Annotated in this window: 20 protein-coding genes; 8 read left to right on the top strand and 12 right to left on the bottom strand. The window is 69.9% G+C overall.

All coding sequences use genetic code 11. The features are described from left to right. Positions 1-109: 109 nt before the first annotated feature. A complete protein-coding gene (locus tag ACFQ6S_RS19975; RefSeq protein WP_383411087.1) occupies positions 110-619 on the top strand; it encodes a CAP domain-containing protein in 510 nt (169 codons plus the stop codon). A 95-nt stretch (positions 620-714) separates the two neighbouring features. Here ACFQ6S_RS19975 and ACFQ6S_RS19980 read toward each other — a convergent pair whose 3' ends face one another. The 4 genes from ACFQ6S_RS19980 to ACFQ6S_RS19995 all read right to left on the bottom strand — a co-directional run bounded on the left by ACFQ6S_RS19980 (position 715) and on the right by ACFQ6S_RS19995 (position 5,627). Then, positions 715-1,707, bottom strand: a complete 993-nt coding sequence (locus tag ACFQ6S_RS19980) for a trypsin-like serine peptidase (protein WP_383411090.1) — start codon at positions 1,705-1,707, stop codon at positions 715-717. Positions 1,708-1,798: 91 nt separating this feature from the next. Continuing rightward, positions 1,799-2,551, bottom strand: coding sequence for a chitinase (locus ACFQ6S_RS19985; RefSeq protein WP_383411093.1), 753 nt, complete (start codon positions 2,549-2,551; stop codon positions 1,799-1,801). Positions 2,552-2,627: 76 nt separating this feature from the next. Then, positions 2,628-3,827, bottom strand: a complete 1,200-nt coding sequence (locus tag ACFQ6S_RS19990) for a beta-1,3-glucanase family protein (RefSeq protein ID WP_383411096.1) — start codon at positions 3,825-3,827, stop codon at positions 2,628-2,630. A gap of 285 nt (positions 3,828-4,112) precedes the next feature. Then, positions 4,113-5,627, bottom strand: a complete 1,515-nt coding sequence (locus tag ACFQ6S_RS19995) for a sulfatase (RefSeq protein ID WP_383411099.1) — start codon at positions 5,625-5,627, stop codon at positions 4,113-4,115. A 387-nt stretch (positions 5,628-6,014) separates the two neighbouring features. Between ACFQ6S_RS19995 and ACFQ6S_RS20000 the strand changes: the two genes are divergently transcribed. The 3 genes from ACFQ6S_RS20000 (at position 6,015) to ACFQ6S_RS20010 (ending at position 8,935) form a co-directional block, all read left to right on the top strand. Beyond that, complete coding sequence (locus ACFQ6S_RS20000; protein WP_383411103.1) at positions 6,015-6,707, top strand: helix-turn-helix domain-containing protein; 693 nt, start codon at positions 6,015-6,017, stop codon at positions 6,705-6,707. Between the two features lie 66 nt (positions 6,708-6,773). Next, the gene (locus ACFQ6S_RS20005; protein ID WP_383411107.1) at positions 6,774-7,475 is read left to right on the top strand and encodes a response regulator transcription factor; all 702 of its coding nucleotides are present in this window, start codon (positions 6,774-6,776) and stop codon (positions 7,473-7,475) included. After that, a complete protein-coding gene (locus tag ACFQ6S_RS20010) occupies positions 7,472-8,935 on the top strand; it encodes a sensor histidine kinase (protein ID WP_383411111.1) in 1,464 nt (487 codons plus the stop codon). The genes ACFQ6S_RS20005 and ACFQ6S_RS20010 overlap by 4 nt, the downstream gene beginning before the upstream one ends. A gap of 65 nt (positions 8,936-9,000) precedes the next feature. On the opposite strand, the gene ACFQ6S_RS20015 is transcribed toward ACFQ6S_RS20010, so the two are convergent. The 3 genes from ACFQ6S_RS20015 to ACFQ6S_RS20025 all read right to left on the bottom strand — a co-directional run bounded on the left by ACFQ6S_RS20015 (position 9,001) and on the right by ACFQ6S_RS20025 (position 11,769). After that, positions 9,001-9,789: an SDR family oxidoreductase gene (locus ACFQ6S_RS20015; protein WP_383411114.1), complete on the bottom strand. Its 789-nt coding sequence runs from the start codon at positions 9,787-9,789 to the stop codon at positions 9,001-9,003. Between the two features lie 64 nt (positions 9,790-9,853). Beyond that, positions 9,854-10,795, bottom strand: coding sequence for an NAD-dependent epimerase/dehydratase family protein (locus tag ACFQ6S_RS20020; protein ID WP_383411117.1), 942 nt, complete (start codon positions 10,793-10,795; stop codon positions 9,854-9,856). A 38-nt stretch (positions 10,796-10,833) separates the two neighbouring features. Further along, a complete protein-coding gene (locus ACFQ6S_RS20025) occupies positions 10,834-11,769 on the bottom strand; it encodes a ScbA/BarX family gamma-butyrolactone biosynthesis protein (RefSeq protein WP_383411318.1) in 936 nt (311 codons plus the stop codon). Between the two features lie 216 nt (positions 11,770-11,985). Here ACFQ6S_RS20025 and ACFQ6S_RS20030 point away from each other — a divergent pair, with 216 nt between their 5' ends. Together ACFQ6S_RS20030 and ACFQ6S_RS20035 are read left to right on the top strand one after the other, a co-directional pair. After that, positions 11,986-12,663: a ScbR family autoregulator-binding transcription factor gene (locus ACFQ6S_RS20030; protein ID WP_383411120.1), complete on the top strand. Its 678-nt coding sequence runs from the start codon at positions 11,986-11,988 to the stop codon at positions 12,661-12,663. Between the two features lie 43 nt (positions 12,664-12,706). Next, positions 12,707-13,666 (top strand): D-2-hydroxyacid dehydrogenase family protein, encoded by a 960-nt coding sequence (locus ACFQ6S_RS20035; RefSeq protein ID WP_383411123.1) that lies wholly within the window; start codon positions 12,707-12,709, stop codon positions 13,664-13,666. A 9-nt stretch (positions 13,667-13,675) separates the two neighbouring features. On the opposite strand, the gene ACFQ6S_RS20040 is transcribed toward ACFQ6S_RS20035, so the two are convergent. The 5 genes from ACFQ6S_RS20040 to ACFQ6S_RS20060 all read right to left on the bottom strand — a co-directional run bounded on the left by ACFQ6S_RS20040 (position 13,676) and on the right by ACFQ6S_RS20060 (position 17,216). Beyond that, positions 13,676-14,272, bottom strand: coding sequence for a DUF2087 domain-containing protein (locus ACFQ6S_RS20040; RefSeq protein WP_383411126.1), 597 nt, complete (start codon positions 14,270-14,272; stop codon positions 13,676-13,678). A 47-nt stretch (positions 14,273-14,319) separates the two neighbouring features. After that, positions 14,320-15,180, bottom strand: coding sequence for a tyrosinase family protein (locus ACFQ6S_RS20045; protein WP_383411129.1), 861 nt, complete (start codon positions 15,178-15,180; stop codon positions 14,320-14,322). Further along, entirely contained in the window at positions 15,164-15,667 is a 504-nt protein-coding gene (locus tag ACFQ6S_RS20050; protein WP_383411132.1) for a tyrosinase family oxidase copper chaperone, read from the bottom strand. The genes ACFQ6S_RS20045 and ACFQ6S_RS20050 overlap by 17 nt, the downstream gene beginning before the upstream one ends. 107 nt (positions 15,668-15,774) lie before the next feature. Next, positions 15,775-16,365 carry a vitamin K epoxide reductase family protein gene (locus ACFQ6S_RS20055; protein ID WP_383411135.1) on the bottom strand — a complete coding sequence of 197 codons (591 nt, stop codon included), beginning with the start codon at positions 16,363-16,365 and terminating at the stop codon, positions 15,775-15,777. A 104-nt stretch (positions 16,366-16,469) separates the two neighbouring features. Further along, entirely contained in the window at positions 16,470-17,216 is a 747-nt protein-coding gene (locus ACFQ6S_RS20060) for a beta-glucanase (protein WP_383411138.1), read from the bottom strand. Positions 17,217-17,432: 216 nt separating this feature from the next. Between ACFQ6S_RS20060 and ACFQ6S_RS20065 the strand changes: the two genes are divergently transcribed. Both ACFQ6S_RS20065 and ACFQ6S_RS20070 read left to right on the top strand, forming a co-directional pair. Beyond that, entirely contained in the window at positions 17,433-17,825 is a 393-nt protein-coding gene (locus tag ACFQ6S_RS20065; RefSeq protein ID WP_383411141.1) for a hypothetical protein, read from the top strand. Between the two features lie 445 nt (positions 17,826-18,270). Next, on the top strand, positions 18,271-18,624 hold the full coding sequence (locus tag ACFQ6S_RS20070; RefSeq protein ID WP_383411144.1) for a hypothetical protein: 354 nt from the start codon (positions 18,271-18,273) through the stop codon (positions 18,622-18,624). The last annotated feature ends 134 nt before the right edge of the window (positions 18,625-18,758 follow it).

Here is an 18,758-nt window from a genome sequence, read left to right on the forward strand (position 1 = left end):
CGGTCGTTCCCGTGGCAATTTCTGTGCACTTCCGAAAAATCTCGCCGGATAAGTTCGGTATCCGCCCGAGGATTCGGGCGAGACCACCTTCCCTGATGGGAGCGAAACCTTGTCAGTCTTCCGACATCTGACCACGGTCCTGGTCGGTGCCGCCGCATCCACCGCGCTGCTGGTCGTGCCCGCGGCAGCGGCGTCCCCCTCCGCGTCAGCCGAACCGGGCGTCGCCTCGGTCCAGAAGACCGTGGTCGAGCTGACCAACGCCGAACGAGCGAAGGTGGGATGCCCGGCGCTCAAGATCCGGCCCGCGCTGCACAAGGCCGCGCAGCGTCACTCGGCGGACATGGCGAAGCACGACTTCGTCGGCCACACCGGTTCCGGCGGAAGCACGATGGTGAGCAGGGTCGAGGCAGCGGGATACACCGGCTGGAGCTCGCTGGCGGAGAACGTCGCGGCCGACCAGGCCACCGCGAAGGGCGTGGTCAAGGGGTGGATGAGGTCCCCGGGTCACCGGGCGAACATCCTCAACTGCTCGCTCCGGCACATAGGCGTCGGCCATGTGAAGAAGTCCGGCGCCGGCCAGGGCGACTACTGGACCCAGGACTTCGGCGCCAAACTCTGACCTGAGATCGGCCCAAGAGCCGGACCGGTGACGATCAGTCATCCGGTCCGGCTCTCTTCCGTACCCCCGCGGGGAGCGCTTTGGGGGCGGTGGGGTCAGCCCGTACTCGCCTTGCGGTACAGCTTCCTGGCCGCGTCGCCGAGGCGGGGGTGGAACTGGGTGGTGCCGTTGCCGACGCTGATGGTGCCGACGAGGTAGCCGGAGCCGGTGTCGGCCTTGAACCCGGCGAGGAAGCCCCCGCCGCTGGAGCCCCCGGACTGCACGCAGTCGATGCCCCACATCGTCGACCCCGGGCGGGTGGTGTCGCGGTGCTCCTTGCCCTGGCAGTGGTTCAGCCGCTCGCCGCTGCCCTCGGCGGGGGCGCCGCCGTAGCCGAAGGAGTGCACCCGGCGCCCGGTCGGGCTGTTGAATCTGATGCCCTGGGCACCCACGGTGCCGGCCAGCGTGCGGCCGTCGAGCTTGCGCATCCGGGCGAAGGCGAAGTCCCAGTCGTCCCGGTGGTCCGAGGTGACGTACCGCTTCAGGTGGAAGAGCTTTTGCGCGGTGAAGGTGCCGAAGGGCCGCTCGCCGTGGGCGTAGCCGGGAATGAACACCCAGTTGCGGTAGCCCTTGCCGTCGGCGGGATCGACCACGCAGTGCGCCGCGGTGAGGACGACGGACTTGTTCCTGCTGCTCGCGACCGTGCCCGAGCAGGAGAAGAGACTGCCGGCGGCGTTCTCGAAGAACACCTTGCCCGATGTCCTGCGGATCAGCCCCTTGCGCTTCCAGGCGGTGGGCGAGGAGGCGCGGGCGGAGATCCCGTCCGCCTCGGCGCCGGGAAGCGGAGGGACGGTCAGCTCCGGGCCATGGTCGTCGGCGGGGTGGGTGGATGCGGTGGCGGCGCTCGCTCTGGCCGCGGGCGTGACGTCCTCGGCGGCGCGCAGACGTGCGGTGGTCCAGAACGTCAGCGCAGTGTCCTGCTCCTGGTCGGAGAAGGAGGTGATCTGCGTGTCGTCGTGGGTGGGGGCGGGCTCGGCGTGCGCGGGGCCGGGAGTCCAGCCCAGGGCGGAGAGCGCGAGTGCGCTCACGAGCACGGCGGTGCGTCTCATGGTGGGTTCCTCAGGTTTCCGGATCGGCAGCAGGGCAGGGGAGCCCGGCGGGACGGCCGCCGGGCTCCCTGTGATCACTTCCGGACGGGCGTCAGCAGCTGAGGTTCCGGCCCGGGTTGACGCCGAGGACCCTGGTGAACTTCTTGTACGTCGTCACCCGGCTGCGCACCTGGGCCGGGTTGCCCCCGTTGCACTCGATCGCTCCGTTGATGCTGCGGATCGTCTGGCCGAAACCGGAGCCGTTGACCATCGCGTGGTGCGGCGTCATCGTGCCCGCACCGGACTGGGTCATCCAGAACCACAGCGCCGTCTTCCACGCCACGACGGGCTTCTTCTGCACAAGGCCCGGCTTGTGCAGGAGGTCGATGCCGAGCGCGTCGCCGGCGGCCTTGTAGTTGAAGTTCCAGCTGAGCTGGATCGGGCCGCGACCGTGGTACGCGGACTGACCTGCCGGGCAGCCGTACGGCTGGGTGGTGTCGCAGTACGACGGCCAGTTGGCCTCGTTCTGCTCGACGATGTGGACCAGCCCACCGGTCTCGTGGCTGACGTTGGCGAGGAAGGCGGCCGCCTCTCGCTTCTTGGTCTTGACGTTGCCCTTGTCCGCGAAGGCCGGGTACTTCTTCATCGCCTTGACCAGGGCGTCGTAGCTGTAGAAGCGCTTGTGGTCGGGGAACATCCTGTTGTACTGCGCCTTGCTGACCACGAAGTCGCCCTGGGCGGCCGGTGCGGCCTGGGCGGCCTGGGCGGCCGGCTCCGCGGACGCGGTCGCGGTGGTGAGGCCGACCCCCGTCGCCGTCAGCAGTACGGCGGTCAGCAGGGCCTGGGGAATGCGTCGTGTCGACATGCTGGAAACTCCTCGGTGGTTACGGAAACAGGGCTGAACGTGGGTCCTGTGGATCCCGTGGGTCCGGGGGCGGACCTCAGAACGGGGTCAGCGTGAGGTGCATGTGCCGGGGCGCGGTGTCCTGGATGTAGGAGGCCCAGTCGGCGACGTCGTCGAAGGCGAAGCCGTAGGCCTTGCCGTTGGTGGTCGCGGCGTGGATGGCCCTGGCGTAGTGGTTGGTGACGGCGGTGTCGTAGAAGGCCGCCGCGCGGACGGTGGGCTGCTTGCGGTGGCTGACCAGGGTGGAGCGGTTGAAGCCGGCGCCCAGAACGGCGGCGACGGGACCGGTGAGCCCGTCGTTGGGAGCGGCGAGCGCACCGTCGCAGAAGAGCACGTCGCGGGTTGAGGGCTTGGCGAAGGAGACCGACGCCGGTCCGTCGAACGTGAGCCTGTGGTCCCTGACCCGGCCGGTGAAGGTACCGGCGTCGGTCCGGACGAGGAGGCGCTTGGCCCGGTAGGTGTCCCAGACCCTGTCGATGTAGGGATCGAAGTAGTTCTTGGGGAACCGGCCCGTGTCGAGGCCGTGGCTGGGGGCGATGACGCGTCGGTCCCCCACGACGAGGCGCGAGAACTCCGGGTGGTTCCGCAGGGCGCGGAACACCCGGGCACGGCCGCCGTCGCGCAGCCGCCCGGTGTTGTGGTCCTTCGCTCCGTTCAGCCGGATCATCATCGGCACGCTGAACATGTCGACCATGGTCGTGTTGCAGAACATGCCGGCCGCGTTGTGGGTGAACTCGACGAAGTCGTGCAGTACGGGGTAGTTGGGATCCGATTCCACCCACCCCGCGGGGTGCTGCAGTGCGGCCCTGCCGTCCCCGCCGCCGACCGCCTTGAACTTCAGCTTGTGCCCCAGGGCCACGTAGATACGGCCGGACATGAAGGGCAGTCGCAGGGTGGTCCGGCCACGGGCGGCCAGCGGGATGGCGTAGTCGGTGAAGCCGTTCGCGCGGTTGTCGGAGAGCTTGACCGGGGCGAGTGCGCCGCGCCGGGTGACCCGGACCTGCCGGTCGCCCTTGCTGCCCACGATGTACAGGTGGACCGAACGGTTGGCGAACTCACCGGTGTTGTTGTCGATCGTCAGCAAAAGCCCTCGCGCGGCCTCGGCGGCCAGGTCGTCGTCGGTGGCGGCGACGGCGCTCGGGACGGCGGAGACGAGCGCGGAACCGGCCACGGCGGCACCGGCCATCGAGGCGAGCAGCCTCCGGCGGGAGAACATGGGGAATTCGGTCGAGGTCATGCAGGAGTTCCTCTCTCCTTGCGCCGTACGAAACGGAGAACGGGCGGGAACGTCCGCTTCGATTCAGCGGAAAGCGGCCCGGCCGACGAGAAAGGACGCTACGCAGCGCGAATTTTTCCGCCAAGGAGTGGCAGAAATGACATTTCGAAATCGCAGATGTTCTCGTCGGAGATGTCATCGGCCGAGCGGAACACGGCGGATGCCCGGACCGCGGCGGGCGGTCCGGGCATCCTCGTGGCGCGGTGACGTCATCCGTTCGTGCGGCGGTCGGGTCTCGGCGACGTCCTAGGGGTGCCCCGCACTCCAACAGCCGTCACCACGGCAGTCCTTCAGACGTTCCAGCGCGTCATGCAGCTTCGCGAGGCGGGCCCTGCTGAGGCTGCCGGCCCTGTTGTGCAGCTGGTAGGGGTCGTTGCGGAGGTTGTAGTACTCCCTCGCACCGCCGGCGTACTCGACGTAGGTGTAGGAGTCGGTGCGCAGGGCGTGGTAGTCCGGTGGGCTGATGCTCTCGCTCCCGTCGTTGTCGGGATCGCCGGGTCCCTCGACGGCGTGGCGGTGCTCGATCAGGTTGGCCGTGCGCCAGTTGGCGTCGGATCCCCCGTCCAGGAGCGGGAGCAGGCTGTGCCCGTCGACGTCGGAGGACACCGCGGCTCCGCCGATCCGCTGGAAGGTGGGCGCGAAGTCGATGTTCGACACCTGGGCGTTGCTCGTCCTTCCGGCCGCGACACCGGGGCCGGCGATCACCAGGGGGACCCGGACGTCGGTGTCGAAGGCCGTCTGCTTGCCCGCCTTGAGCCGGTACTCGCCCAGGTGGAAGCCGTTGTCGGAGCTGAAGACGATGTAGGTGTCGTCGGCGACTCCGGCCCTGGTCAGGGTGGTGCGCAGCTCGCCGATCATCCGGTCGATCGACTGAAGCGATCGCGCGCGGTTGCGGAACTTCCGGTTGATGGTGTGCTTCTCACTCTGCGTCAGCCGGTCCTGTCGGGCCAGCCAACCGGGCGCGTCGCTCGGCAGCTTGTTGAACGCGGGGCTGCGCGGCGCCTTCAGCCCGGGGAAGGCCTGCTCGTCCCGGGGCGCCGGGGTGGACGGCCCGTGCGGTGTGAAGAGCGCGATCTCCAGCATGAACGGCTTGTTCGCCGCCGCGGACTTCCTGACGAAGGCGTTGCCCTTTCGGCTCAGCACGTCGGTGAGGTAGTCCTTGGGCCGGTGGCCGTGCTTTTCGATCCGGTGATTGTGGGCGAGCTTGTAGTCGTACCCCTCGTAACCGCCCCCGACGACGTCCCACTGGCTCCAGCCCGGCGGCACATAGGGCTTCTGGCGGTCGACGGTGTCCTCGGGGCTGTACCCGTTGAGGTACTTGCCCATCATCGCGGTCCGGTAGCCCTTGGCCTTGAGCGCGGTGGCGAAGGTGTCCCGCTCCTGTCCGTTGTCGTGGAAGGCACCGAAGCCGCCGTTCGGACCCTCGTTGCTGAGGACCCCTGTGTTGTGCGGATATCGGCCGGTGAAGATTGACGAGCGGGACGGGCAGCAGAGCGAGTTGCTGACCACGTAGTCGCTGAACGTCATGCCCTGCGACTGGAGTTTCTGCACCTCCGGCATGTACTGCAGGAGGTTCGAGGACATGTCGTCGGTGAGTACGAAGACGATGTTCGGGCGGTTCGCCGCGGTCGCGGCGGCCGGCTGTGTGGTGGCAGGGACGGAGGCGGTGGAGGTGCTCGCCCCGCTCACCCCGCTCTGCGCTGCCAATACCAGCCCCAACAGGCCGACTATCAGCGTCAGAAATTGACGAGTGCGAATCATGCTGGGAGCGTGCCAGCGGAATTCCGCGTGAGTCAATGTCCGATGCGCCCGGTGGAAATTAATCCGGCGCCGAACGGAATTAATCCGGCGCCGTCTCCTTGTCGCCGCTCCTCACCCGCCCTCATTCTCGGTGCAGTACCCAAGGCGAGATCCGGATGACATCGGAAGAGAGGAAGCCGGGCGTTGGAGGCAACCAGCGGGGTGGACGACGACGGAACATGGCGAGCCCTGGACGTATGGAAGCGGACCATCCGGGACGGCGTCCACACATTCCATCTGCCGCCGTCCTCAGGAATCAGGGTCGGTACACATCTGAACGGCCTTCCGGCAATTCGCGGGGGCCGCGGCGGATCTGCCCGGAAAGAGACGACCCCTCTGCCGGACGACGTGTACGTCATCCCTCCCGGCCTCAGCCGAACACTGGTCGTCACACCGCAGGGTGGTGAGCCCGCGACGCTCGCCTCCGTCACCGTCCCGATCGAGACGGTGCTCCGGTTCACCGGTGCGGAGGATTCACCGTCCCGTGTCTCGGAGCTGCTGGGCAGGTACCCGGCGGTGCGATTCGACCCGGTCCTCGCGGCGATGGTGAAAGGGGTCGTGGCCGCGAGCGAGGCCGGTGCGGACGACCTGTACGCGCAGTCGGCGGCGCAGTTCATCACCGCGCATGTCCTTTCGCCGTACGTCACCGGCTCGGCGGCGTCGACCGGTGCGCTCGGTTCGCGGCAGCTGGAGACGATATTGGCGTACATGCGGGAGAATCTCTCTCAGTCCGTCTCGCTGGACGACCTGGCGTCCCTTGTCTCCTTCAGCCGATTTCACTTCGTGCGCTGTTTCAAGGCGGCCACCGGGAGCACCCCGTACCGCTATCTCACCGATCTCCGGATCGACCTGGCGCGCAAGTACTTGGAGAACGGAAACGACACGATCGCCCTCATCGGCCAGCGCTGCGGATTCTCCGGTTCGGGGCAATTCTCCCGGAGCTTCCGCCGCATCGTCGGATGCACACCGTCGCAGTATCGGGCGATGCGTCGTTTCAGGATGACCCCGGCCCGTGTGGCGGTGGCCACGCGTCACCCGTAATTCGGACCCGCACCACCGCGGACGACTACGGTCGGGTTCATTCGACGGGGCGAAACCGAGGTGTGCATGGCTGGCAAGGCCGGACGGGTGCTGGTGGTGGACGACGACGCGGCCATCCGGCGATCGTTGGAGCGGGGGCTGCGGCTGAACGGCTTCTCCGTGGCACTCGCCGACGGCGGCCACGCGGCCCTGGCCGAGGCCCGCGCCGCCGCCCCGGACCTCATCGTCCTGGACATCGGCATGCCCGACCTGAACGGCATGGACGTATGCCGGATCCTGCGCGATTCGGGCGACGACGTGCCCGTGCTGATGCTCTCCGCGCTGGACGAGGTGGAGGACCGGGTCGCGGGGCTGCAAGCCGGCGGGGACGACTACCTCATCAAGCCCTTCGCCCTCCAGGAACTGGTGCTGCGGGTGCACGCCCTGCTGCGCCGCCGCCCGCCCGCCGCCACCGACCGGATCCGGGTCGGCGGCCTCGTCCTCGACCCGGCCGCCCACCAGGCGTCCCTGGACGAGCGGCCGCTGCAGCTGACGCGCCGCGAGTTCGCGCTGCTGGAGGTCCTGGCGCGCAACGCCGGCCTCGTGCTCACCCGCGAGCAGTTGCTCGATCGGGTGTGGGGCTATGACTTCGAGGTCCGCAGCGACGCCGTGGACACCTTCGTCAGCTATCTGCGGCGCAAGCTGGAGGAGGGCGGCCGGGCGCGCGTGCTGCACACCGTGCGCGGTGTCGGGTTCGTTCTGCGCACGGGCGTCGAGGGCGCGTCATGAGACTGTCCAGCCGCATCGCGCTGGCCTTCGGCGCGTGCGTCCCCCTGCTCGTCGTCGCGTTCGGCTGGCTGCTGCTGCACCTGGTCGCCCAGGACCTGCGGGCGCACCAGGACGCCCAGCTACGGGCACGCGCGACCATCGTCGCCAAGAACGCCAAGTCGTACCTGGACGTCGCGGGGACCGACCACCCCGTCATGGAGCAGGCCCGGCGCCAACGGGTCGTCAACTCCGCACGGGACGTCGGCGTCCGGTTGACCGCCCCCGGAGGCACGGTCACGGCCGGCCCCCGGCCCGACCCGCTTCCCTCACTGCCCCACAGCGCCCCCAGTCCCGTCACCGTGAGCTCGGGTGACAAGGACTGGCTGGTCCTGTCACAGCGCGTCGGCGCGGCGAAGGAAGGCACCACACCGAACCTGTGGCTGTTCTCACCGGACACCGTCGACGACGAACTGGCCCTGGTGCGCCGACGGGTGCTGACCGGGGCAGCGCTGGCCGCACCACTGGCCGGGGCCATCGCCTGGGCCATCAGCACCCGGGCGGCTCTGCCGCTACGGCGACTCCAGCGACGTACCAGCGGACTCGACCCCAGGACCAGTGCCGCCCGCCTGGAGCACAGCCCGACCCGTATCACCGAGGTCGACGACCTGGCGTACACGATGCAGACCGTGCTCACCCGCTACGACGAGCAGGTCGCACGCACCGGGGAGGCACTGGCCACCGCCCGGGCGTTCGCGGCGACCGCCTCCCACGAGCTGCGGACCCCGCTGATGAGCATGCGCACCAACCTCGACATCCTCGCCGGCCATCCGGACCTGGACCCCACCGACCGGGCCGAGGTGCTCGACGACCTGGGGCGGGAACACGGCCGGCTGCTCGGGCTGCTGGTGATGCTCAGGGCGCTCGCGCAGGGCGACCTGGTCGAGGCGGACGCGTTCGCCTCCCTGGATCTCGCGGAGGTGGTGGACGCCTCCGTCGCCGATCTGCGGCGCGCGCACCGCGACGCCGAAGTGGCCACGCACGTCGCCATGGGGCTGCGTGTGCACGGTTGGGAACAGGGGCTGCGCTCGGCGGTGGACAACCTGCTCACCAACGCCTGGACCCACGGTCGCGCCGACGACGGCACGGCCCGCGTCGAGGTGACGCTGCGCCCGTCACGCGAACCGGGAAGTCCGGCCGTCGTGCTCACCGTGGACGACCACGGTCCCGGCATACCTGCCGAGCGGCGCGAGGAGGTCTTCCAGCGTTTCCTCCGGGGCCCGGACAGTCCCGGCTCCGGCCTCGGCCTGACCCTGGTCGCGCAGCAGGTCGCCCTGCACCGCGGCCGGATCATCGTGCTGGACCGACCCGACGGACGACCCGGCACCCGCTTCGAGCTGCGTCTGCCGGCCACCGGCGTCCGGGACGTGGAGGGCACCCTGCCCCTCCTGCAACGCGACTGGCTCACCGGCGCGGGGGCGTAGGCAGTCCTCGGCGCGGAAGCGTCAACTCGGCCTCGTAGCACCCGCCATGCAGCCGTGCGGCAGCGTCACAGATCGGTCCCGCCGCTGGCGTCGAGGTACTGACCGGTGAGCCAGCGGGAGTCGTCGGAGGCCAGGAAGGCCACCACGTCCGCGACGTCGGAGGGCCTGCCGATCCGGTCGAAGACGGACCGCGCGGCGAGGGCCGCCCGCGCCTCGGGCGTCGCCCGGCGCCGGGCGTTCATGTCCGTCTCGATGAACCCGGGTCCGACGGTGTTGACGGTGATGCCGCGCCCGGCGAGTCCTTTGGCCAGGCACAGGGTCATCGTGTCCAGCGCGCCCTTGGACATGGCGTACGCGACGGACTCCGGGAAGGCGTGCCGTGAGGCGAGCGAGGAGATGTTGATGACCCGTCCGCCGTCCCGCATCCGCGGCAGCGCGCCCTGCACGAGGAAGAAGGGCGCCTTGGCGTTGACGGCGATCATGCGGTCGAAGACATCGGGATCCGCCTGCCCGATCGGCCCCGACCCGCTCACTCCCGCGTTGTTCACGAGGATGTCCAGCGAGCCCCCGCCCTCGGCGCCCGCTGCCGCCTGCTCCCGCACCCCGGCGTCGAAGGCCTCGAAGACGGCGTCGGCGTCGCCCGGCACCCCGAGCTCCGCCCCGACCGGGAAGGCCCGTCCGCCGCGCTCGCGTATCTCCGCGACCACTTCCAGGGCGGCGGCCTCACTCTTGCCGTAATGGACGCCGACCAGTGCCCCGTCCCGGGCGAGCCGCTCGGCGATGCCTCTGCCGATGCCCCGTCCGGCCCCGGTGACCAGTGCGATCTTGCCCGTCAGTGCGCGTTTGGTATCCACGAAGACCCTGAGTGTCGTTGAAGGCGTACAGAGGAAGAGGGAGGCGAAGGCCGGAGGCAGAGCGTCAGCGCTCGACGAACTCCCGGTACCACGGGCCGTGTTCGGACAGGCTCCGCGCGAACCCCGCTCCGGGATCGACGCCGACACCGGCCCAGAAGCCGTCGTCCGCGAACCAGTGGTCCACGGCGAGCATGCCGAGATGGTGCAGTACGCGCGGCTGCCCGGCGAGCCGCGCTCGCGCCTCGTCGACGTCCACGGGTGCGCCCGGCAGCCGCAGGCCGAGCCGGTCGGCCACCGTGTCGAGCAGCTCCGAACAGTCCACCGGCTCCGGGTGGTTGACGTGATACACCCCGGCCAGTTCCCGCTCCGGCAGCCCGGCGGCGACCACCGCGCGCCCCAACGCCCGTACGTCTACGACGGAGTGCCGCGCCGCGCATCCCTTCAGGCGTGCAGACAGCACCCTCATCAGGGCGGCCAGTCCGGGCACCACCCAGCGGTCGCCGGTCCCGAGGACGAGGTGCGGGCGCAGTACGACCCCGCCCGCGTCCAGCACATGCCGCTCGGCGGCGGCTCGGGCCCGGCTGGTCGGGGAGGCCGGTGCGAGGGGCAACTCCTCCGGGAGCGCGCCGGTGAAGGGACCCCGGCCGTACACCGCGGCCGTACTCACATAGACGACCCGGGCCACACCGGCGCGGGTCGCCTCCTCGACGAGGGCGCGGGTGCCGTGGTCGTTGACGGTCTCGGTGAGCTGTGCGTCGTCCCCGATGTGGGAGGCACAGTGCAGCACGACGTCCACACCGTCGCAGACCCCGCGCAGCGACCCCGGGTCGGCCAGGTCCCCCCGCACGACGTCCGCCGCCCGGGCATCGCCTGACGCCAGGCTCGCGGGGTCGCGCAGCAGCAGCCTGACCGGGGGCGGCGTGACGCCGCTCGACTCCCGCAGGGCGGCGACCACATGGCCGCCGACGAAGCCGCTGCCCCCGGTGACGAGGATGCGTGATGACAAGGTGGGTCCTCCCTCTCAGCCGCGGTCCGCGCGCCGCGTCAGCGGTCGTTGACGGACCCGCCGAGGGGGCCGTAGGGATCGAGGTCCGGCAGCGTGGGCTCCGAGGCCGCGACCGTCACGCTACAGCGGAAGACCTCGGCGTCACCCTGGAGACCGCGCACCCGCACGGTGGCCGGGTCGGGGTCGCCCTTGGTCATCGCGTCGGCCTCGATCCAGCACGGGCTGTCCAGTTCGGCGTACCGGAGGAAGACCATGTCCATGTCGGTGACCACCATGAGGCCGGGGAAGAGCGAGAAGGCCGTGGCGGCCTGACGCGCCGCCTCCAGCAGCACGAATCCCGGTACGTGGTCGTTGGGTCTGCGGAACAGGGTGGGATGCGCGGTGTCGACCCTGAGCTGCCAGGCCCCCGGCCGCGGCGACGGTGCGAGTACGACGGCTGCGGCGTCCGTCCTGCCGACCGCACCGGGCGGAAGTCCGGGTGACAGCGGCAGGGACCGGCCGGTCAAGGACAGCCGCTCCCCGCGCAGCCGGCGATAGGCCCGGTCCGAGACGCAGTCGAGCAGCCCGTCGGCGGTGGCGACGACCCGGCCCAGGCGCCGCAGCACCATCGCGCACCGCATGCCCGCCAGCCGACGCCCCCGGCGCCGTACGCCCCCGCAGCTGAGGTCGGCGACGACGCCCTCGGGCGACCGGTCGAGCAGCAGCCCGGCCGGCGCCGCCGAGTACCGGATGCGCTGCATCACGAACCGGTCGCCGACGGGCACCGAGAACGCGGCGTGCACCAGCAGCATCGAGGCCTGCCGCAGTATCTCCGGTATCAGCAAGGGGTCCTGGAAGCGTCCGGCCACCTCGGTGAAGAACCGGTGCCGTCGCGGCCAGCGGGCCCTGACCTGGAAGTGCGTGTCGTCCACACGACGCCACGCGGTGGGGAACGCGTCCCGAGGATCCGACCGGTGCACGTGCTCGCCGCTGATCTCCGTATGCCATACGGCCGTTGCGGGGACGGGTCCGGCAGCTCCTGTGGTTTGCTCGTCCCGTGCGGATGCGTCAGGAGATCGCACCGGGTCCATGGCTCCCCCCGAGTCATTCGCCAGGGCGAGGTGCTCCCGCCCGCCGAGTAACCTACGTGCGATTCGGTTTTCTTTTCAATACGTGAAGTGACGTGCCGCGTGCACACCGTGGAGGCACCCATGGCCCAGCAGGACCGCGCGATCAGAACCCGCCGTACGATCCTGGAAGCGGCCGCGAGGGTCTTCGGCGAGCGCGGTTACGCCTCCGCCACCGTGGAGGAGATACTCAACCGCGCCGGGGTCACCAGGGGCGCCCTGTACTTCCACTTCTCCTCCAAGGAGGAGGTGGCGCTCGGCGTGCTGGAGGCCCAACTGCCCGTCGACCGGCTCCCCGAGCGGTCCAGCAAGCTCCAGAAGCTCGTCGACCACGGCATGCTCATGGCCTACCGGCTGCAGCACGATCCGCTGGTGCAGGCGGGTGTCTCCCTCGCCCTCGACCAGGGCGCACGTGAGCTGGACCGGGACGCCGCCTTCCGTGCCTGGACCGCCCACATGGAGCAGATCCTCACCGAGGCACGGGCCCAGGGCGAACTCCTGCCCCATGTCGACGTGGCCGAGACCGCCGAGTTCCTCAACGGCGCCTTCGCCGGCGTCCAGGCGATGAGCCAGGCCAACTGCAACCGAGCCGACCTCGGCCGCCGGGTCTCCGTGCTGCTCCGCCACGTCCTGCCGAGCATCTCCACGCCCGCGATGCTGGCCGCCCTCGACCTGTCGCCGGACCGGGGCGAGCGGGTCTTCGAGGAGTACCGCGCGAACTCCCCCGAACCCACCGGCAACCAAACCGTCCGGTCTGGTTGATCCCACCTTCAAGCCATGTGACTCACAGGGGAAAGGAGCCACCGTGCGGCTGCGCTGCGCTGTGCTCGACGACTTCCAGAACGCGGCGACCGAGGCCGCCGACTGGTCGCCGCTCGCGGACGACGTGGAGGTCGTCCCCTTCACCACCCACTTCCCCGACGAGGACGCCCTGGCCGCGGCCCTCGCCGACTTCGACATCGTGGTCACCCTGCGAGAGCGCGTCCCGTTCCCGGCCTCGCTGATCACCCGTCTCCCCCGGCTGAGGCTGCTGATCGCCTCCGGGATGCGCAACACGGTCATCGACTACGCCGCCGCCGAGGCGCACGGCGTCACCGTCTGCGGCACGGCCAGCTCCTCCACCCCGCCCGTCGAACTGACCTGGGCCCTGCTGCTGGGCCTCGCCCGCGGCCTGGTCCAGGAGAGCAACGCACTGCGCGCCGGCGGCCCCTGGCAGAACACGGTCGGCGCCGACCTGCACGGCCGCCGTCTCGGCCTGCTGGGTCTGGGCAAGATCGGCAGCCGGGTGGCCCACGTCGGCCTCGCCTTCGGCATGCATGTCACCGCCTGGAGCCAGAACCTCACCAAGGAGTACGCCGACGAGGTGGGCGTTCAACTGGCCCCCTCCAAGGAGGAGTTGCTGGCCGACAGCGACTTCGTCTCCGTCCACCTCGCCCTGAGCGACCGCACCCGGGGCCTGCTCGGCGCACCCGAACTCGCCCTGCTCAAGCCGACGGCGTATCTGATCAACACCTCACGCGCGGCCATCGTCGACCAGGACGCCCTGCTCACCGCCCTGCACGAGGGCCGCATCGCGGGCGCCGGCGTCGATGTCTTCGACACCGAGCCCCTCCCCGCCGGCCACCCGATGCGCACGGCTCCCCGGCTGCTGGCCACACCCCACCTGGGCTATGTCTCGCAGGCCAACTACGCGACGTACTACGGCCAGGCGGTGGAGAACATCCAGGCGTACCTGGCGGGTTCACCGGTACGGCGACTGCCCTGACGCCGGCCGTCAGGCGCTGTCGGCCGCCTCGGTGTCCCGGTCCTCGGCGGCCCGGCGGTAGATGCCCTCGCTCCGGTGCAGATGGTGCAGGTCCACCAGATAGCGCCGGAGCGTCACATGGTCGATGTCGTCGCTGTCCTCGCACCAGGCGCGCAGCTTCCCGTTGACCGTGCGTTCCGGATACTCGACGCCCGGCTCGAAGGTCTGCTCGGCGATGTACCGCAGCACCAGCTTCTTACGGGTCCACTGCGCGGGCAGCCGGACCAGCCGCCGCTCCCGGACGAAGGTCCGCAGCACGATGTCGGTCCGCGCGTCCCCGGAGGCCGGGCCCTCGGCGGCCGGGGAGTCGTCCGCGCGCTCCGCCGCCGCCCGCGCATATTCCCTGAACAGGCCGTACGCGACGCCCAGTTGCCCGTCGTCCCCGGCGCTCAGCACGCCCTGCTCCCGCAGCCGCCGCAGCGCCACGGCCGTCTCCTTCGGGGTCAGCCCCGCCGCCCGAGCGACCTGCTCGGCGCCGCCAGCGCCCAGCGCCACAGCGGCGAAGGCGCGTACGCGGCTCTCCTCGGCGAAGAGTCGGACCAGTTGTTCCGTCGGATCGGTTGCCATGCCCGGAGGCTAGTGGACACCGAGAGCGGGAGCTGAGCGATTTTTTCCTACGCGTACCGGTAGGTGCCGGACACGTCCTCCAGATCGTCCGGCGTCACGTTCCACGGCGGCAGCCGCTCGTGCCGGGCGACGATCCGCCGGTACTGGTCGCTGCCCGCCCCGGGCGGATTCGCCGGCAGGTAGCGGTGCTGGCGGTGGCGCTGCTGCCAGCGCTGCCACTGCAGGTCCACGAAGGCGTGGTGCAGCCAGAAGACGGGGTCGTTGACGGACGCGCCGCCGAGCATGGCGCCCCCGACCCAGCGGTGCACCCGGTTATGGTTGCGCCAGGAGTCCCTGCCCCGGCCCCAGCCCTCCAGTTTGTTGCGGAAGCCCTTGCCGACCGTCGAGTTCCACGGGGCGACGTCGTAGACGGGGTCGTCCAGCGCCTGCTTCAGATCGGCACCGGTCGGCAGGGAGATCGGACTGCGCGAGCGGCCCAGGTCCCGGGTGAGGAAGTCGCCCGCGAAGGCACCCGCCCTGATGGTCCACCTGCCCGTGGCGCGGGCGAACGGCCCGGTCATCACCCGCCGGTCGCCGGGCCGGCCGTTGCCACCGAGCAGATCGTCGGTCCAGGGCAGCGAAGTGGTCTTCCGGTCCCGCGTCCAGTCCCAGTACGGCACCGTCACGGAGTCGTCGACGCGGCGCAGGGCCGCCTCCAGATCGAGCAGGAGCATGCGGTGCCAGGGCAGGAAGGAGGGTGTCATGTGCGCGGCGCGCAGGCCCCGGTCGCCGTCCCCGACGAAGTGCGCGATGTGCATCCGTACGAACTCGTCGTACTCACCGCGCCGCTTGACCTCCAGCAGCGCCTCGACGAACCGCCGCCGCTCGGTGCGCGTCAGCCTGCTCACGTTCTTACGCACGTACACCATGCTCAGCCTCCCTGTGCGGATGTCCGCCGCCGAACGGTCCGGGAGCCACGTCACGCAGTCGCCCGCCGGTCCCGAGTTCGTCGACGGCCGCGCGGGTCGCCTCCAGCGGGGTCCGGTACCAGCCGTAGTGGTCGACCATGCTCAGCCAGGTGCCGTCGGCCCGGCGCATCAGGTGCAGCGGCCGGCCGTCAACCGTGACGTGCCAGGCGGTGTCGAGGGCGGTGAGACCGCGGTAGGACTCCGGGGCGCCCTGGATACGGCGGCCCTGGTAGGTCTCGTCGAAGGCCATGTCGGTGTCGGCGCCGTCCCGTCCGTCGGCGGACTGTGAGGGCCGGGAGGCGGTGATGACCGGGGCGACGGCCACGGCGGCCGAGGCGAGCAGCAGCCGTGCCACCTCCCGCCGGGTCCGCCCCCGCGACTCACCCCTCCCGGGGGCCGAGGCCCCCTGCACGGGACCCACCGGCACCTCGCGTCCGCTGACGGCCATCGCTCACTCCTCGTACGGTTCGGTGTTCGTACGAGTAACAGTTCTGGGCCTCGCATGGTCACCACCGACGGCTCCCGGGGGCCGTGTCGCCCCGAGTGCAGCAATGGTCAGCTTGTCCAGAAGTCCCACCAGCGGGTCAGGATCAGCATGCCGACGATCCCGATGTGCAGCACCGGGAGCACCCAGGTGAACTCGGCGAAGAAGTCCCGCACCGGCCGCGGGGCGGGCAGGAAGCCGGCCCGCACACACAGGGACGTCACGTACCAGAACAGCGGGATCGTCCCGAGCCAGGCCAGGCAGCACCACAGGCACAGGGCGTTGATCCGGTACAGGGACTCGAACTGCAGCCAGGAGACGAACCCGATTCCGAACAGGCAGCCGGCCTCGAAGGTCAGCCAGTACCAGCGCGGGAGGGCGGCCCCGGCCAGCAGGGTCACGCCGACGCAGATCACGATGCCGTAGGCCACCAGGCCGAGCATGGGGTTGGGGAACCCGAAGGCCTCGGCCTGGTCGCTCTCCATCACGCTGCCGCAGGACACCACGGGGTTGAGGCTGCAGCCCGGGGTGAAGTCCGGGTCCTCCAGCAGCTTGAACTTGTCGAGCGTGATGACCCAGGAGGCCAGCAGCCCGGCCGCCCCGCAGAACACCAGCAGCAGGGCGAACGCCCGGCTGCTGCCCGTACGTGAGTCAGAGGCCACCGCGCGACCCTATCGACGGCGCGAAGGACGCCCCGCCGCACGCTCACCCGACCGGCCGACTCCGAGCGGGCCGTCCGCCCGAACGGGCGAGCCCGCGAAGGAGGTCAGCGGTAGACCCGGACATGGGCGACGTCGAAGGTGATCGGTTCCGGGCCGCAGGGAGCGGGGTGGTGCTCGCCGGCGCTCAGCGACAGGTTCAGGACCAGATACGCCGACCAGTCCGGGCCGACGCCGGCGCCGTCGGAGTAGACGCACTCGCCGTTGACGTACCACTCGACGCACCGCGCGCCGTAGCGGGTGCCGATGGTCACCCACCGGCCCGGGGCGACGGCGTCGACGTCGGTGAAGTACGACGCCGCGCAGTTGACGTGGTTGGAGAGCTCCAGCAGGTTCGGGTTGTCCGGGTGGTACTCGAAGCTGTCGACCTCGTTGCGGCCGTCCTTCCAGGTCCACAGCGCAGGCCAGGCCCCGGTTCCGAAGGGCAGTCTGACGCGGGTCTCGACACGGTCGCCGGTCCGCACCTGGAAGCCCTCGGCGGAGTACTCGGTGGTGAGCAGCCCGGTGCGCCAGGCCTGCCGCCCGTTCTCGAGGGTGCGGCCGTCCGGTACGGCGATGAAGGTGGCCACGCCGTCCGAGACGCTCACACAGGCGGGGTCGAGCCAGTCGAGCTTGTTGTCGTCCGGGTTGTGGTCGCAGTAGCGGAAGGCGCTGGTCCGGTCGCCGGTCCAGCGGGCGCCCCAGGCGATGGGGGAGTCGAACTCCTCGGACCAGACCAGCGATCCGCCGGGGGTGCGGGGCGGCGCGAATTTGTCGCCGCCGGTGATCATGTCGATGAGGGTGCCGAATTTCATATTTCCGATCATGCAGGCAGTCCACCCCGAACCGGAAGCACCATAGGATGAATTTATTCGCGGACCAGCTGTCAATCCCTCCGAATGCACCTGTGCATTCCATTCTTCATCCCCGCGACTTTCATGCGTATGGAGTAACGCGTCGCTTTTACAGTGCCGATGGACTGCTATGTTCTCCAACCGTTGGATCAGAGGTACTTTCAAGCGAGGTGAATCATGAAGAAGGCAGTTTTCACTACTGCGGCGTTGGCGATCGGTGCGGGCCTTGTGGGCGGTTCCGCTGTCGCGGCTTCGGCCGCTGCGGGGGGTTCGGGGCTCTCCACGAGCCCGCTCGGTCTCGTTTCCCCGACCAAGGTGAGTCCGGCGGTCGTTCCGGCGGCCGACACCGTGACGCAGTTGGTCCGCGAAGGCGGGATCGCAAAGGGCAGCGCGTTCGACAAGAACAAGTCGGGAGGCATGTCCGGCATCTACCTGGACGGCATGGACCCGGACGCTGCCAAGAAGCCCACGATTCCGGTGAGGAACCCGGCGGGCAGCGGCTCTGTCCAGGTCCGACCCTTGAAGGCGCCGACCGCCTCCGGTCTCGGCACCCTGCTCCCCAACAAGTGACGACCCGGCAGCCTTACGAGTCGGCCGCACCGGTGAAAGCCGGGCCAGGAATTCCGAGACTCTGATCCGGTTCTCGGCGGCCGATGACCGTCGGCAGGCCCGGACGCTGAAACAGGACCCGCAGTTCCAGCTCCGCACACGGCAGGCCCACGATCCCGCCGCGCCCCGTGAACCATCGTCCGGCCCACCGGCCTTCCCCTCGCCGGTGGGCCGGAGGCATGTCGGCGCCCATGCCGTCCAGAATCTATTCGGGTCAACCTGCCGAACATTCTCAAAGGCCTTCCCGAGGAATGAACTTAAAGCCGGGTCCACCCACCTGGCGCCGTACGTTGCGCCATCCGATGGAATCTGCCCGCGTTTGATTGTTCGCGCCGTGACTTATGCGTGCATATACGGGTTTCCTTTTCGTAAGCGTGCGCAACCGTGAATTCAGGAAGGAACCGAGTTGCCCAGGAAGTTCGCGGTCATCACGGCCCTCGCCCTCAGCACCGTCGTCAGCACTGCCGGCATCGCCTCCGCCGGCGGCTACGGCAACGGCGGCAGCGGCGGCAGCAGCGGCAACACCACGACCGTCAAGGGCGGTGAAGGCTTCACATCGGGCCCGGTCGTCGTGCAGGAGGCCCAGCAGGGCGTCGTCATCGTCAACGGCACCGTCGTCGACATTCCCTGCGCCGTGCCGTGGCACAACGGAGCCGTCCTCGCCGCCACCCTCGCGCCGAACTCGCGCTACAGCGCCTGCAACACCGGCAAGATCAACCAGTCGAACGACGGCGTGTACAACAGCGGTCTTCTGCTCTGACTCCTGCACCGAGTAATTCGGAGCAGGTAAACCCCACAACGCAGCCCGGAAAGGCTCTCAACTCATGCGTAAGAAGGTTACGGCCCTCTCCGCCCTCGCCGCAGGCATCGTCCTCGCGACCGGCGGCACCGCTG

Source organism: Streptomyces sp. NPDC056479, from assembly GCF_042795335.1.
In the GTDB taxonomy this organism is placed as follows: Bacteria; Actinomycetota; Actinomycetes; order Streptomycetales; family Streptomycetaceae; genus Streptomyces.

Excerpts from the sequence above, each read along its gene's own strand:
- ACFQ6S_RS20060 (WP_383411138.1), bottom strand. The coding sequence starts at position 17,216 with ATGAAATTCGGCACCCTCATCGACATGATCACCGGCGGCGACAAATTC.
- ACFQ6S_RS20040 (WP_383411126.1), bottom strand. The coding sequence starts at position 14,272 with ATGGCAACCGATCCGACGGAACAACTGGTCCGACTCTTCGCCGAGGAG.
- ACFQ6S_RS20045 (WP_383411129.1), bottom strand. The coding sequence starts at position 15,180 with ATGGTGTACGTGCGTAAGAACGTGAGCAGGCTGACGCGCACCGAGCGG.
- ACFQ6S_RS20030 (WP_383411120.1), top strand. The coding sequence starts at position 11,986 with ATGGCCCAGCAGGACCGCGCGATCAGAACCCGCCGTACGATCCTGGAA.
- ACFQ6S_RS20065 (WP_383411141.1), top strand. The coding sequence starts at position 17,433 with ATGAAGAAGGCAGTTTTCACTACTGCGGCGTTGGCGATCGGTGCGGGC.
- ACFQ6S_RS19985 (WP_383411093.1), bottom strand. The coding sequence starts at position 2,551 with ATGTCGACACGACGCATTCCCCAGGCCCTGCTGACCGCCGTACTGCTG.
- ACFQ6S_RS19995 (WP_383411099.1), bottom strand. The coding sequence starts at position 5,627 with ATGATTCGCACTCGTCAATTTCTGACGCTGATAGTCGGCCTGTTGGGG.
- ACFQ6S_RS19980 (WP_383411090.1), bottom strand. The coding sequence starts at position 1,707 with ATGAGACGCACCGCCGTGCTCGTGAGCGCACTCGCGCTCTCCGCCCTG.
- ACFQ6S_RS19990 (WP_383411096.1), bottom strand. The coding sequence starts at position 3,827 with ATGACCTCGACCGAATTCCCCATGTTCTCCCGCCGGAGGCTGCTCGCC.
- ACFQ6S_RS20005 (WP_383411107.1), top strand. The coding sequence starts at position 6,774 with ATGGCTGGCAAGGCCGGACGGGTGCTGGTGGTGGACGACGACGCGGCC.
- ACFQ6S_RS20050 (WP_383411132.1), bottom strand. The coding sequence starts at position 15,667 with ATGGCCGTCAGCGGACGCGAGGTGCCGGTGGGTCCCGTGCAGGGGGCC.
- ACFQ6S_RS20010 (WP_383411111.1), top strand. The coding sequence starts at position 7,472 with ATGAGACTGTCCAGCCGCATCGCGCTGGCCTTCGGCGCGTGCGTCCCC.